The organism is Citrobacter farmeri (assembly GCF_019048065.1).
In the GTDB taxonomy this organism is placed as follows: domain Bacteria; phylum Pseudomonadota; class Gammaproteobacteria; order Enterobacterales; family Enterobacteriaceae; genus Citrobacter_A; species Citrobacter_A farmeri.
This window is the reverse complement of sequence record NZ_CP077291.1, coordinates 3416558-3430937: the sequence shown is the minus strand read 5'-3', so window position 1 is coordinate 3430937 and position 14380 is coordinate 3416558. Positions and strand designations below refer to the sequence as shown.

The window sequence follows — 14380 nt, the reverse complement described above, 5'->3', positions numbered from 1 at the left end:
GAGACAAATGCGTGATGGTGGTATCGTTTAGCGCTTTTTTAAAAATATCGACAACCTTTAAGGGGATTTTCGTAATGCGTATCATTCTGCTTGGCGCTCCGGGCGCGGGTAAAGGAACTCAGGCTCAGTTCATCATGGAGAAGTATGGTATTCCGCAAATCTCCACCGGTGATATGCTGCGTGCCGCCGTGAAATCTGGCTCCGAGCTGGGTAAACAAGCGAAAGACATCATGGACGCCGGTAAACTGGTGACGGATGAGTTGGTGATCGCGCTGGTAAAAGAGCGTATCGCGCAGGAAGATTGCCGTAACGGTTTTCTGTTAGATGGTTTCCCACGCACGATTCCACAGGCTGATGCCATGAAAGACGCGGGTATCGTAGTGGATTATGTTCTCGAATTTGACGTGCCGGATGAGCTGATCGTTGATCGTATCGTCGGTCGTCGCGTGCATGCTGCTTCTGGTCGTGTTTACCACATCAAATTCAACCCACCAAAAGTGGAAGGGAAAGACGATGTGACCGGCGAAGAGCTGACCACCCGTAAAGATGACCAGGAAGAGACCGTGCGTAAACGTCTGGTGGAATATCATCAGATGACGGCGCCGCTGATTGGTTACTATCAGAAAGAAGCGGCCGCGGGCAATACCCAATACGCGAAAGTTGACGGGACTCAGGCCGTCGCTGAAGTGCGCGCTGCTCTGGAAAAAATTCTCGGCTAAGGCCGTTCTGCCGGATGGCGGTGCAAGCACCTTATCCGGCCTACAACTGTATTCCTGCTTTGTAGGCCTGATAAGCGTAGCGCCATCAGGCAAATTCTCGTCTTACCTCTCACAGCAATTAGTTCTTCTTACTCGCTTTTCCGCTACAATTATCAACAATTTGAATCGATAAGAGGCGGTAATGCGTCAAACGAAAACCGGTATCCTGCTGGCAAATCTTGGAACCCCCGAAGCCCCCACTCCGGCGGCGGTAACACGCTATCTCCGACAATTCTTAAGCGATAAACGCGTTGTCGATACGCCTCGGGTGTTGTGGTGGCCGTTACTTCGCGGTGTTATTTTGCCGCTGCGTGCTCCGCGCGTGGCAAAGCTTTATCAGTCTGTCTGGATGGAAGGCGGCTCGCCGCTGATGGTTTATAGCCGTCAACAGCAGCAGGCACTTGCTGCGCGATTACCGGATACGCCGGTTGCACTGGGTATGAGCTATGGCTCGCCGTCGCTGGAAAGCGCAGTGGACGAGCTGCTGGCGAACCATGTTGATCACATTATCGTGCTGCCGCTGTACCCGCAGTATTCCTGCTCCACCGTTGCCGCCGTCTGGGATGAACTGGCGCGTATTCTGGCGCGGAAACGCCGTCTTCCGGGGATCTCGTTTATTCGTGATTATGCCGATGACAGCGCCTATATCGACGCGCTGGCGAACAGCGCGCGCACCTCGTTTGCCAAACATGGCGAACCGGATTTACTGCTGCTGTCGTATCACGGTATCCCCCAGCGTTTTGCTGATGAAGGCGACGACTATCCGCAGCGCTGTCGCGACACCACTCGTGAGCTGGTCTCTGCGCTCGGTCTGCCGCCGGAGAAGGTGATGATGACCTTCCAGTCGCGTTTTGGTCGTGAGCCGTGGCTGACGCCTTACACCGACGAAACGCTGAAAATGTTAGGCGAGAAGGGGACGGCACATGTTCAGGTGATGTGTCCGGGCTTCGCGGCGGATTGTCTGGAGACGCTGGAAGAAATTGCGGTGCAGAATAAAGAGATCTTCCTCGAAGCGGGCGGCAAAAAGTATGAATATATTCCGGCGCTGAATGCAGCACCGGAACATATCGATATGATGCTAAAACTGACGGCCGCGTACCGCTAACTAACGCTGCGCGCTTATCTGCTGAGTAAAGAAACGCGCGCCATCGCGCAATGCGTCATCGGCAGATTTCATTATGCGTGAGTAATGCAGAAAGGCGTGCAGTGTGCCGGGATACATTTTGTATTCGCAGGGCTGCTGGTGCGCCGCCAGCGTCTGGAAGAGCAGGCGACTGTCGTCGATCAGCGGGTCAAACTCTGCTCCGGCGATAAAGCAGGGCGGTATCTCATGCGTCAGGTCGTTGTTGAACAGGCAATAGTACGGCGACTCGCGATCGTCAGTATTTCGCAGATACGCATTTTCGTACATCTCCAAATCCTGGCGGCTGAGACCATCCCAGTCGCCGCCCATCAGCCGACGACTCACCGAGTCCTGTAAGCCATACAGGCCATACCACAACAGCACACCTGCCACTTTCCCGCAGGAGATAGGCTTATCGCGCAGCCACAGCGCGCTGGCGAGTGCCAGCATCGCGCCAGCGGAATCACCGGCAAAGCCAATCCGCGTCATATTCACCTGATAGTCGTCTGCCTGCTGATAAAAGAACTGACAGGCGGTAATGGTCTCTTCAATGGCCTGCGGAAAACGCGCTTCAGGCGAGAGGGAATAGTCGATGCCAATCACCGTGCACTGGGTATAGCTTGCCAGCAGGCGCATGATGCGGTCATGGGTATCCAGATTGCCGAGAATAAAACCGCCGCCGTGCAGATAGAACAGCGTGGCCTGACTGTCTTGCGTTGGGCTGTACAGGCGCGTTGTCACTTCTCCCCAGCGCGTGGGGATGGTGTATTCCCGCGTTGGCATTTGTGGTGCATCCGCGTTCCAGAAGCGGCGTTCAAGAATGTAGTGTTGGCGCATAGCCACCACGTCATCGGCGGACGGCCAGGGCGGCAGATCGTCCTGCCGGACATTCAGCACCGCCTTCATCTCATCTGAAATGCGCGCCAGTACGGGAAGTTTGTTTTCCGGTTTCATAAAACGCTCCTTGTGAAATCGGCCCATTGTAAAAACTTCCGCCGTGGAAACTGCGATCCATTCGTCCGATATTGAAACTCTGCCGTTGCGGGGGGAATGTGCTACCATGCACCGCTCAGTTAGTCACCCGTAAAAACAGCCATGAAATTTCCCGGTAAACGCAAATCCAAACATTATTTCCCCGTCAACGCACGCGATCCGCTTCTGCAACAAATCCAGCCTGAAAACGAAACCAGCGCCGCATGGGTGGTGGGGATCGATCAGACGCTGGTGGATATTGAAGCGAAAGTGGATGATGCATTTGTGCAACGTTATGGACTGAGTGCCGGGCATTCACTGGTGATTGAGGACGACGTGGCGGAGGCGTTGTACCGGGAACTGGTTCGTGACAATCTGATCACCCATCAGTTTGCTGGTGGTACCATTGGCAACACTATGCACAACTACTCCGTGCTGGCCGATGACCGTTCGGTGTTGCTGGGGGTGATGTGCAGCAACATTGAGATTGGCAGTTACGCCTACCGCTATCTGTGCAACACTTCCAGCCGGACCGACCTCAACTATTTGCAGGGCGTTGACGGGCCGATTGGCCGTTGCTTTACCCTGATTGGCGAGTCCGGCGAGCGTACCTTCGCTATCAGCCCAGGGTACATGAACCAACTGCGCGCGGAAAGCATTCCGGAATCGGTGATTGCCGGGGCATCGGCGCTGGTGTTGACCTCCTATCTTGTACGCTGCAAGCCGGGCGAACCGATGCCGGAAGCGACGATGAAGGCCATTGAGTACGCTAAAAAGCACAATGTGCCGGTGGTGCTGACGCTTGGAACCAAATTTGTTATCGCCGATAACCCGCAGTGGTGGCAGGATTTCCTCAAAGAGAATGTCTCAATTCTGGCGATGAATGAAGAAGAGGCCGAAGCGCTAACCGGTGAAAACGATCCGCTGCTGGCGTCTGATAAAGCGCTGGACTGGGTCGATCTGGTACTGTGTACTGCCGGACCGGTAGGGCTGTACATGGCGGGCTTTACCGAAGAGGAAGCCAAACGCAAAACCCAGCACCCGCTGCTGCCGGGGGCGATTGCCGAATTTAACCAGTATGAATTCAGCCGCGCGATGCGTCATAAAGACTGTCGTAATCCGCTGCGCGTCTATTCGCATATCGCCCCGTATATGGGCGGGCCGGAAAAGATCATGAATACCAACGGCGCAGGCGACGGCGCGCTGGCGGCGCTGCTGCATGATATTACTGCCAACAGCTACCATCGTTCGAATGTACCGAATTCCAGCAAGCATAAGTTCACCTGGCTGACCTATTCGTCATTGGCCCAGGTGTGCAAATATGCTAATCGCGTGAGTTATCAGGTACTGAACCAGCACTCTCCGCGTCTGACGCGTGGACTGCCGGAGCGTGAGGATAGCCTCGAAGAGTCGTACTGGGATCGTTAAGTCATTATGCCGGATGGCGGCGTAAACGCCTTATCCGGCCTACTGCTACCATTATCTGTGTAATCACGTAGGCCTGATAGGCGAAGCTCCATCAGGCAAACGAGTCGATGCAACGACGGTCACCCCGTCACCACTTCACCTGCAGGCGGCGTTTCTAACAGTTCCAGCATGGTACGGGCGATCTCGCGTTCGCCCATCACCACCTGGTTGGCGCCGCGTTCGGTAATGTACTCCACTTCATCGTCATAATGCGCCCGGGCGATAATCTCAATATTCGGGCACTTCTCGCGGGCAGAGGCAACAATTTCGCCGGCCTCATAGCCATTCGGGATAGTAAGGATCAGCCAGCGGGCGCAATCCAGGTGCGCCAGAGTCATAATCTCTTCGTTGGCCGCATTTCCCAGCACAGCGCGGATCCCGCGTTCGCGCAGTTCATCCACGCGTGTCCGTGAGGTTTCGATAACCACTAACGGAATACCTGCGGCCATCAGTTTTTCACCGAGCAGGCTGCCGACGCGGCCAAATCCGACCAGCAGCGCATGGTTACAGATATCCACCGGAATTTGCTTCTCTTCCTCGATGGCCTCTTCCAGCGTCTGTTCTTCCAGTGTCTCGGTTTTTGCCAGATATTTTTCCAGCAGGGCAAACAGCACCGGGTTGAGCATAATTGACAGAATCGCCCCCGCCAGTACCAGATTTTGCCCTTCCTGTGGCAGCAGGTTCAGCGCCATCCCCAGACCGGCGAGAATAAAGGCAAACTCACCAATCTGCGCCAGGCTGGCGGCGATGGTCAGCGCAGTACGCGGCGAGTGCCCAAACAGACGCACCAGGAAGAAGGCGGCGACCGACTTACCAAAGATAATAATGGCAAGCGTTGCCAGCACGGCCAGCGGCTGTTGGATGAGAATCAGCGGGTCAAACAGCATGCCAACGGAAACAAAGAACAGGACAGCAAACGCGTCGCGCAGCGGCAGGGTATCGTGGGCTGCACGGTGGCTCAGTTCGGATTCATTCAGTACCATCCCGGCAAAGAATGCGCCCAACGCGAAGGAGACGTCGAACAGTTCAACGGCACCGAACGCGATACCTAATGCCAGTGCCAGCACGGAAAGGGTAAACAGCTCACGGGAGCCGGTTGCCGCACTGCGCGCCATAATCCACGGCACCAGACGGCGACCTACCAGCATCATAATGGCGATAAAGGCGATAACTTTACCAATGGTAATGCCCATGTCGACCGCCAGGGAGGCGAAACCGACGTTGCCTTTTTCCATCATCCCGGCCACGGCGGGCAGCAGTACCAGCGTCAGCACCATCACCAGATCTTCAACGATCAGCCAGCCGATGGCAATCTGCCCTCGCTGACTGTCGACCAGCTGTCGTTCTTCAAGCGCGCGCAGCAGCACCACGGTACTGGCGGTTGAAAGACATAAACCAAAGACGATGCCGGTCATCAGAGACCAACCCATCATGGCGGAAAGTGCCATACCCAACAACGTCGCTACGGCTATCTGAGCGATCGCGCCGGGAATGGCTATCGACTTTACCGCCATCAGGTCCTTCAGCGAAAAGTGCAAACCGACGCCAAACATCAACAGAATAACGCCAAGCTCTGCGAGCTCCGGCGCAAGTTTCGTATCAGCCACAAAGCCAGGGGTAAAAGGACCAGCCAGAACGCCCGCTAACAAATATCCCACCAGAGGAGAAATACGTAGTTTATTGGCAAGCATGCCGAGTATAAAAGCGAGCACAAGGCCGCCAACAATGGTGGTGATAAGCGGGGTGGCGTGATGCATTCCGTCTCCTTTGGTAGCTGATTTCCAAAATTCCAGGTAATAGTTTATGACAATTTTGACTATTATGTTTATGAATAATTATTGAATTTTGAAGAAAACTGCAATTTGGGGCGAAAAAGGCACGGATCGGAAAACGAATGGGCAGGAAACAGAGAAAAGGCTTATGACAACAGGCGTAGCGTGCGGCTAAAGTTTAGCTTTAGCCGCAGGAAACTCAGGCTTTATGCCGGTTATCAGGTAAGAATATGGTCAGTATCCCCAAAAGTGGTAGGAAAGCACAGATTTTATAGACTAACTCGATGCTGGTGTGGTCTGCGAGCAGACCTAACACGGCGGCTCCCAGGCCACCCATCCCGAAGGCAAAACCAAAAAACAGACCAGAAACCATGCCGATACGACCCGGCAGCAGCTCCTGGGCATAGACCAGAATGGCAGAAAACGCTGATGCGAGGATAAAACCAATGATCACCGTTAAAATTCCGGTCCAGTGCAGAGTGGCATAAGGTAAAATCAGCGTAAACGGCGCAACGCCGAGGATAGAGCCCCAAATCACATATTTTCTGCCAATCTTATCACCTAAAGGCCCGCCGATTACCGTTCCTGCCGCGACCGCAAACAGGAAGGCAAAGAGGTGAAACTGCGCGTTTTGTACCGATAATCCGAATTTTTGCATCAGATAAAAGGTGTAATAGCTGCTGATGCTCGCCATATAGAAGTATTTAGAGAAAATCAGGATCAGCAGGACACTGACAGCGAGGACCACCTTGTTACGCGGCAGTGGATTGATAACCGTCGCTTTGGGTTTTCCCTTGCTCATACGATGCTGTGCGGCGTACCAGCGGCTAATCTGAGCCAGTACCACAATCGCCAACAGGGCGGCGAGAACAAACCAGGCCACGTTACCTTTGCCGTAAGGGGCGATGATCACTGCTGCCAGCAATGGACCAAGGGAACTGCCGAAGTTACCGCCGACCTGGAAGATGGACTGGGCAAGACCGTGACGTCCGCCCGAAGCCATACGCGCCACGCGGGAGGATTCCGGATGGAATACCGAAGAGCCGGTTCCGACCAGCGCGGCGGCAAGCAGAACGGTGCCAAAACTGCCCGCCATGGCCAACAGCACCAGACCGCTCAACGTGAAGCACATGCCAATCGGCAGCGACCACGGCATCGGGTACTTATCGGTCCAGTAGCCGACCACCGGCTGCAGCAGCGAAGAGGCCAACTGGAAGGTCAGGGTGATCATCCCTATCTGCATAAAGGTCAGTGAGAATTCGGACTGTAACAGCGGATAGATCGCCAGAATCAACGACTGGATCATATCGTTAAGCAGGTGAGAAAGGCTAATTGCACCTAAAATGCCGAACGACGTACGCGCTTTAGCGACTGGTGCAGACGCACCAGGTGCTGGCTGGGTTTGTTCACTCATTGCCATAGAAAGTCACTTCTGTTTGATTTGCGATGTAGGGGAATATCGTCATTGTGATTATTACCTGACTAACATACCTGCGGACGAGGTTTGAAGGAAGTCTCAATTCTGAAAACTTATTCGACTATTATTTCAGATAATTGTAATTTCAGCCGAGTGAAGGAATCAGGGAGAGAAACATGAAATTTTTGAAACGGGGTGTGGCGTTGGCACTGTTCGCTGCATTCGCGCTGGCAAGTCAGCCTGTTCAGGCTTTTGAAAAAGATAAAACCTATAAAATCACCATTCTGCATACTAACGATCATCATGGCCATTTCTGGCGCAGTGAATACGGTGAATACGGCCTGTCGGCGCAAAAAACACTGGTGGACGGGATTCGTCGGGAGGTTGCTGCCGAAGGGGGAAGTGTTCTGCTGTTGTCCGGTGGTGACATCAACACCGGCGTTCCTGAATCGGATCTACAGGATGCTGAGCCAGACTTTCGCGGGATGAACCTGATTGGTTATGACGCGATGGCGGTCGGCAACCATGAATTTGATAATCCGCTCACCGTCCTGCGTCAGCAGGAAAAGTGGGCGAAGTTCCCGTTTCTCTCGGCCAATATCTACCAGAAAAGTACCGGCGAGCGCCTGTTTAAACCCTGGGCCATCTTTAAGCGTCAGGATCTGAAAATCGCGGTTATCGGTCTGACTACCGATGACACGGCGAAGATCGGCAACCCTGAATTCTTCACCGACATCGAATTTCGCAAACCAGCGGAAGAGGCAAAGGTGGTGATTCAGGAATTGCAGATGAATGAAAAGCCTGACGTCATTATTGCGACCACCCATATGGGGCACTATGACAACGGAAACCACGGTTCGAACGCGCCGGGCGACGTCGAAATGGCGCGCAGTCTGCCAGAGGGGGCGCTGGCGATGATTGTGGGTGGTCACTCACAGGACCCGGTATGCATGGCGGCAGAAAACAAAAAACAGGTGGATTATGTCCCCGGTACGCCGTGCGCGCCGGACAAGCAGAACGGGATCTGGATTGTACAGGCTCACGAGTGGGGAAAATACGTTGGTCGCGCGGACTTTGAGTTCCGTAACGGCGAGATGAAAATGGTCAACTATCAGCTAATCCCGGTGAACCTGAAGAAGAAAGTGACCTGGGAAGACGGGAAAAGTGAGCACGTACTTTACACCCCTGAAATTGTTGAGAATGCGCAGATGCTCTCACTGTTGTCACCGTTCCAGAATAAAGGGAAAGCCCAGTTGGATGTGAAAATCGGTGCGGTGAATGACCGTCTGGAAGGCGATCGCAGCAAGGTCCGCTTTGTACAGACCAACATGGGGCATCTGATTCTGGCTGCGCAAATGGCGCGCACCGGGGCGGATTTCGGCGTCATGAGTGGCGGTGGAATTCGTGATTCGATCGAAGGTGGAGATATCACCTATAAAAGCGTGCTAAAGGTGCAACCGTTTGGCAATGTTGTCGTGTATGCCGATATGAACGGCAAGGACGTAACGGACTACCTGACGGCCGTGGCGCAGATGAAGCCGGATTCCGGTGCCTATCCGCAGTTTGCTAACGTCAGTTTTGTCGCCAAAGACGGCAAGCTCAACGATCTGAAAATCAACGGAGAGCCGGTTGACCCGGCGAAAACCTACCGTATGGCGACGCTCAGTTTTAACGCGACCGGGGGCGACGGTTATCCGCGTATTGATAACAAGCCAGGCTACGTCAATACCGGGTTTATCGATGCGGAAGTGCTGAAGGAGTACATCCAGAAAAATTCACCGCTGGAGGCGAGTACTTATGCGCCAAATAATGAGGTGAGCTGGCAGTAACCGCTCTTGTGCCCGGTGGCGCTACCCTTCCGGGCTTATACAGAGAGCGGCGTAGGTCGGATACGACGCTTGCATCGCCCTCCGGCGCCATACACGTTTAATCCCGGCGGGCGATATCGGCGAATTTAGCCTGCAGAATAGCGGCCAGATCGCCCGCCGCCAGTTCAATGTCCAGTCCACGTTTGCCGCCTGAGACAAAAATGGTGTCAAACGTCTGGGCTGGCGCATCAATAAGCGTCGGCAGGCGTTTTTTCTGTCCCAGCGGACTAATGCCGCCGACCAGATACCCGGTAGTGCGTTGCGCAACCAGCGGATCGGCCATATCGACCTTTTTTGCGCCGAGCGCTTTGGCGACTTTTTTCAAATCCAACTGTCCGGCCACGGGGGTAACCGCAACCGCCAGGTGTTTCATATCCCCATTCACCGCGACCAGCAGCGTTTTGTACACCCGATCGGCATTCAACCCTAATTTGCGCACCACCTCGTCACCAAAGTTGGTTTCGGCGGGATCGTGATCGTAGGTGTGGATCCTGTACGTAATTTTGTTTTTTTCGAGTAAGTTAACAGCGGGTGTCATAGTAATTATTCCTGGCTAAACCAAATGACATGTCAAGCGTACCTCTGATGATTGTCTAAAAAATAGTACCATCTTGCGCAATTAGGTTGGCAGGATGCAGAGTTTGAGCGACAATCGACATACACCGACGCGTTAAGCGGCGGCATAATAATAATGATGAAATTCCTCTTTGACGGGCCAATAGAAATATTGGCCACTTTTTTATCGCATTAGCTCCGGTAAATTTCCTTCTCCGTAAAGGTGCAGCGCGCCAACGGCCACCACATAGCGACCCGCGGGCAATGTCGACAGGCGATCCCGCCAGGCAATATTGCGCTGATGCATCAGTACATCGTACAACGACTGACTGAAGGTGTTCGGCAGCGTCAGGTGGTTGTCCTGCGGCGGCGCTTGCAGCCACCAACTCATCATCTGTTGCAGTAGCCGGGCGTTGGTGTGCCAGTGCGTCAATGTATCATTCAACAGCGCCAGCCCGTTATCCGGCAGTTCACATAATAGCGCAATCTGGCTGGCAGCACCTTCCAGCTCAATCACCGGTTTTTCTACCTTTTTCGCAGCCTGCAACAGTTGATAATCAATGCCATACTCCGGGCGTAGCCCCAACTGTTGCGCCTGAGTGGCCTGTAGTACCATCGCGATTTGCCACAGCGGTTGCGTTGAAAACAGGGCCGGGGAGATCCCCAGTTCATCGGTCGCGCTATGCAAATTGCGCAACAGATCTCCGCTGATGCGTTCTTCGAGTGCGGCATACTCGGGTAAATCGGCGAAGGGACTGTCATTGCCGGAGACATCGGCCTCAACAATTAACGCATCGGCGTTGTTAAGCTTTTTGAGCAGTCTGGCAGGAAGAGGAGACATGTCGCGGCTGCCCATATGAATACTGCCAATCAGGTGGAAGTGGCGATTGCCGGGCAACGAAACGTCAATGGCGGGCCAGGTATAGCGATTGCCGGATAGCCCAGCGAAAAATGTTTTTACCCGGTAAAACAGATCCATGCGACCTCCCTAAGTAGACGACCATGCTAGCGCGTGACCTGGTAAGGTGCAAATACACTTCATCATTCACTCAGCCTCTTTGTTGGCTGCGTTCTGAAACCCCAGTCACATAGTTAGCTATGTGACTGGGGATTTAATCACTTACTCTTTTGGTGTAAAGCGCAGCAGTCGGTTAGCGTTGCTCACCACGGTAATGGACGACAGCGCCATCGCCGCCCCGGCAACTACCGGGTTCAGCAGCGTTCCTGTGAACGGCCATAAGATACCGGCCGCCACGGGGATCCCGATGCTGTTGTAGATGAACGCCCCGAGCAGGTTCTGCTTCATATTGCGCAGCGTGGCGCGGGAGATGGACAGCGCATCCGCCACGCCCATCAGACTGTGACGCATCAATGTGATCGCGGCGGTTTCAATTGCCACGTCGCTGCCGCCGCCCATTGCAATCCCGACATCGGCCTGTGCCAGCGCCGGCGCGTCATTGATACCGTCACCGACCATCGCCACCTGACGTCCCTGACTTTGCAGACGTTTAATGGCATCGGCCTTACCGTCCGGGAGAACGCCGGCAATCACCTCATCAATCCCCGCCTCTTTAGCGATAGCATTTGCCGTCGTCGGGTTATCGCCGGTTAACATCACCAGACGGTATCCGGCACGGTGCAGTCGCTGAAGGGCTGCCACGCTGTCGCTACGCAGCGGATCGCGCACGGCCAGCAGCGCCACTGCTTTGCCATCAATCGCCAGCAGTACCGGCGTGGCACCCTGAGAAGCCTGGGCAGAAATCTCGGCGTCCAGTTCGCGAGTGTCAACCTGCTGCTCGTTCAGCAGGGCCTGGTTGCCCAGCAGCAGCGTATGGCCTTCCGCTTCGCCGCTGACGCCTAATCCACGCAGAGTACGGAACCCGTTGACCTGCGGCAGGGCGCTATCACCGGCTTTGTCGAGAATCGCCCGCGCCAGCGGGTGACTGGAACCCTGCTCAAGCGCTGCCGCCAACCGCAGTGCCTGCGCGTCGTCAGTGTCACCCACGGTTTTAATCGCGACCACCTGCGGTTTACCTTCGGTCAGCGTTCCGGTTTTGTCGAAGACCACCGTATCCAGAGTACTGGCGCGTTGCAGCGCATCGGCATCACGCACCAGTACGCCAAATTCCGCTGCACGACCTACGCCGGAGATAATCGACATTGGCGTTGCCAGGCCCAGCGCACACGGACAAGCGATGATCAGTACCGTGGTGGCAATCACCAGGGTATAGACAATCTGCGGGGCCGGGCCAAAGAAGTACCAGATACCCGCGCTTACCAGTGCGATCAGCACCACGACCGGAACAAATACGGCGGAAATCTTATCGGCCATCTGGCCAATTTCCGGTTTACTGCTCTGCGCCTGGCGCACCATGCGGATAATGCGCGACAGGGTGGTATGGCTGCCTACCGCACTGGCGCGGAACACCACGCTGCCATCCTGCACGACGGTACCGGCATGCACGCTATCACCTTCCCCTTTTTGCTGTGGGATAGGTTCGCCGGTGAGCATCGCTTCATCCAGCCATGCTTCGCCCTGGGTGATGTCACCGTCAACCGGCACGCGGTCACCCGTGGTCAGGCGTAACAGCATACCCGGCTGAACGTCTGCCAGCGGCACGCTCTTCTCACCCTCTAGCGTAATCACCCGTGCGGTGGGGGGCGTAAGATCGAGTAATTTTTCCAGCGCCTTAGACGAGCGCTGACGCGCCCGCGCTTCCAGCATGTGTCCGAGGTTGATCAGACCAATGATCATCGCACTGGCTTCATAATAGAGATGGCGCGCTTCCATCGGGAACCACTGCGGCCACAGATTGACGCTCATCGAGTACAACCAGGCTACGCCGGTGCCGAGGGCGACGAGGGTGTCCATCGTGGCGGTGCCGTTCATCAGGCTCTTCCACGCACTGCGATAAAAATGGCCGCCCGCAAAGACCATCACGGCGAGCGTCGCCAGGCCAATCACCAGCCACAGGCTGCGGTTGTCGGCGGTCACCATCATGTTATCGCCCATCATCCCCCAGACCATCACCGGCACCCCCACCAACAGGGCGACAGTTGCCTGCCAGCGAAAGCGTTTCATCGTCGCGACGGCGGTTTCCTGCTGGCGTTCGCGGCGTTTGAGATCGTCTTCAATCGCCTCTGCGCCATAGCCTGCTTTTTCCACCGCCTGGACTAAATCGGCTGCGGACGCACTGCCCATCACCAGCGCAGTACGTTCCGCGAGGTTTACCCGTGCCTGCGTGACCCCGGGAACGCTTTGCAGCGCATTTTGTACCCGGGAAACACAGCTGGCGCAGCTCATGCCGCTTAACAGCAGTTGTTGACTGTCATCTTCAGCCGTCGCTACCGGAAGCTCAGGAGGGACCGCTGCCAGCGCTTCCGACGGGATTGATGACTCCGCCAGCGGTTTAGCCTTTGGGTGGCTTAACTCTGCGCCATAGCCCGCTTGTTTGATGGTGTCGATCAGCGCTTCGGCACTGGCGGTACCGGTGACGTGCGCTTCGGTCACCGTGACCTCAGCCTGTTCCACGTCCGGGCGTTGCTCAAGACTCTCTTTGACGCGTTTGACGCAGTGACCGCAGGACAGGCCGTCCAGGGTCAGGTCGATAGTTTGAGACATCACTACACTCCTTTATTACAGGGATTAACTGACTGTGATAAAGGTTAAACCTTCCATCAAGGGGAAGGTCAAGGGCTTTATTTTGTCCTGGGCATTTAGTGCTCCAGTGCGATAGCACAAACGTGTTCGAGCGTAGAAAGGTTGCTGTAGAGTTCCGGCAACGTCATTTTTTTTCTAATCACGACTTTAAGGTTGACCTCTATTTTCCCCTTTTTAACATCGCGAATAGTAATGGCTTCAATAATGTTCTTTTGCTGATTAATACTTTCTACCAGCGTTTCTAGTCCCGCTTTTTCGTCAAGAATAACGCGAATTTTTACTTTGCCAGGTAATTGGTTTTTGGTTTGTAAAAAGATCACAAAATAGCTGAGCTTTATGGCCAGCAGGAACAAACCTGTGGCAAGCAGCGCATACATATAAAAACCGGCTCCACTGGTAATTCCCACACCCGCAGAAGCCCATACGATGGCTGCGGTTGTTAGCCCGGAGATGGCATCATCATGGCGGTGGAGGATAACACCGGCACCGAGAAAGCCTACACCGCTGATAATTTGGGCGGCCAGGCGCATCGGGTCGCTACGTATATTCATCGAGATTTCAGCGTAATACTCTGCTGACTGAATAGAGACGATTGTCAGAACACAACTGGCGACTGAAATAATGACGCACGTTTTAAATCCAACAGGCTTCCCTTTTGATTCTCTTTCAAGACCAATGATGCCGCCCAGGATAAACGCGACGCAAATTTTGCCCAGTGTAATTAAGAGCGATTCTCCTTCACCGAATAAGAGGAAGGATAGCGTATTCATATTTCCTCCGGAAAAAC

General features: G+C 54.5%; 11 protein-coding genes. 4 read left to right on the top strand and 7 right to left on the bottom strand.

From position 1 onward, the window contains the following. Positions 1-74: 74 nt before the first annotated feature. Positions 75-719 (top strand): adenylate kinase, encoded by a 645-nt coding sequence (adk, locus tag I6L53_RS16130; RefSeq protein ID WP_042324426.1) that lies wholly within the window; start codon positions 75-77, stop codon positions 717-719. A 181-nt stretch (positions 720-900) separates the two neighbouring features. Beyond that, positions 901-1863 (top strand): ferrochelatase, encoded by a 963-nt coding sequence (gene hemH / locus I6L53_RS16125; protein ID WP_042324424.1) that lies wholly within the window; start codon positions 901-903, stop codon positions 1861-1863. On the opposite strand, the gene aes is transcribed toward hemH, so the two are convergent. After that, positions 1864-2835 carry an acetyl esterase gene (aes, locus tag I6L53_RS16120; protein ID WP_042324422.1) on the bottom strand — a complete coding sequence of 324 codons (972 nt, stop codon included), beginning with the start codon at positions 2833-2835 and terminating at the stop codon, positions 1864-1866. Positions 2836-2976: 141 nt separating this feature from the next. On the opposite strand from aes, the gene gsk reads away from it, so the two are divergent. Further along, a complete protein-coding gene (gene gsk / locus I6L53_RS16115; protein WP_042324420.1) occupies positions 2977-4281 on the top strand; it encodes an inosine/guanosine kinase in 1305 nt (434 codons plus the stop codon). A gap of 119 nt (positions 4282-4400) precedes the next feature. Here gsk and ybaL read toward each other — a convergent pair whose 3' ends face one another. Both ybaL and fsr read right to left on the bottom strand, forming a co-directional pair. Beyond that, a complete protein-coding gene (gene ybaL / locus I6L53_RS16110; protein ID WP_042324417.1) occupies positions 4401-6077 on the bottom strand; it encodes a YbaL family putative K(+) efflux transporter in 1677 nt (558 codons plus the stop codon). Positions 6078-6291: 214 nt separating this feature from the next. Further along, the gene (gene fsr, locus I6L53_RS16105) at positions 6292-7512 is read right to left on the bottom strand and encodes a fosmidomycin MFS transporter (RefSeq protein ID WP_042324414.1); all 1221 of its coding nucleotides are present in this window, start codon (positions 7510-7512) and stop codon (positions 6292-6294) included. A gap of 173 nt (positions 7513-7685) precedes the next feature. On the opposite strand from fsr, the gene ushA reads away from it, so the two are divergent. Further along, positions 7686-9338, top strand: coding sequence for a bifunctional UDP-sugar hydrolase/5'-nucleotidase UshA (gene ushA, locus I6L53_RS16100; RefSeq protein ID WP_042324412.1), 1653 nt, complete (start codon positions 7686-7688; stop codon positions 9336-9338). Between the two features lie 97 nt (positions 9339-9435). Here ushA and ybaK read toward each other — a convergent pair whose 3' ends face one another. The 4 genes from ybaK to I6L53_RS16080 form a co-directional block, all read right to left on the bottom strand. Next, the gene (gene ybaK, locus I6L53_RS16095; RefSeq protein ID WP_042324410.1) at positions 9436-9915 is read right to left on the bottom strand and encodes a Cys-tRNA(Pro)/Cys-tRNA(Cys) deacylase YbaK; all 480 of its coding nucleotides are present in this window, start codon (positions 9913-9915) and stop codon (positions 9436-9438) included. A 201-nt stretch (positions 9916-10116) separates the two neighbouring features. After that, a complete protein-coding gene (locus tag I6L53_RS16090) occupies positions 10117-10911 on the bottom strand; it encodes a TraB/GumN family protein (protein WP_042324407.1) in 795 nt (264 codons plus the stop codon). Positions 10912-11052: 141 nt separating this feature from the next. Continuing rightward, entirely contained in the window at positions 11053-13554 is a 2502-nt protein-coding gene (gene copA / locus I6L53_RS16085) for a copper-exporting P-type ATPase CopA (protein ID WP_042324405.1), read from the bottom strand. A 95-nt stretch (positions 13555-13649) separates the two neighbouring features. Beyond that, positions 13650-14363, bottom strand: coding sequence for an MgtC/SapB family protein (locus tag I6L53_RS16080; RefSeq protein ID WP_042324404.1), 714 nt, complete (start codon positions 14361-14363; stop codon positions 13650-13652). Positions 14364-14380: the final 17 nt, after the last annotated feature.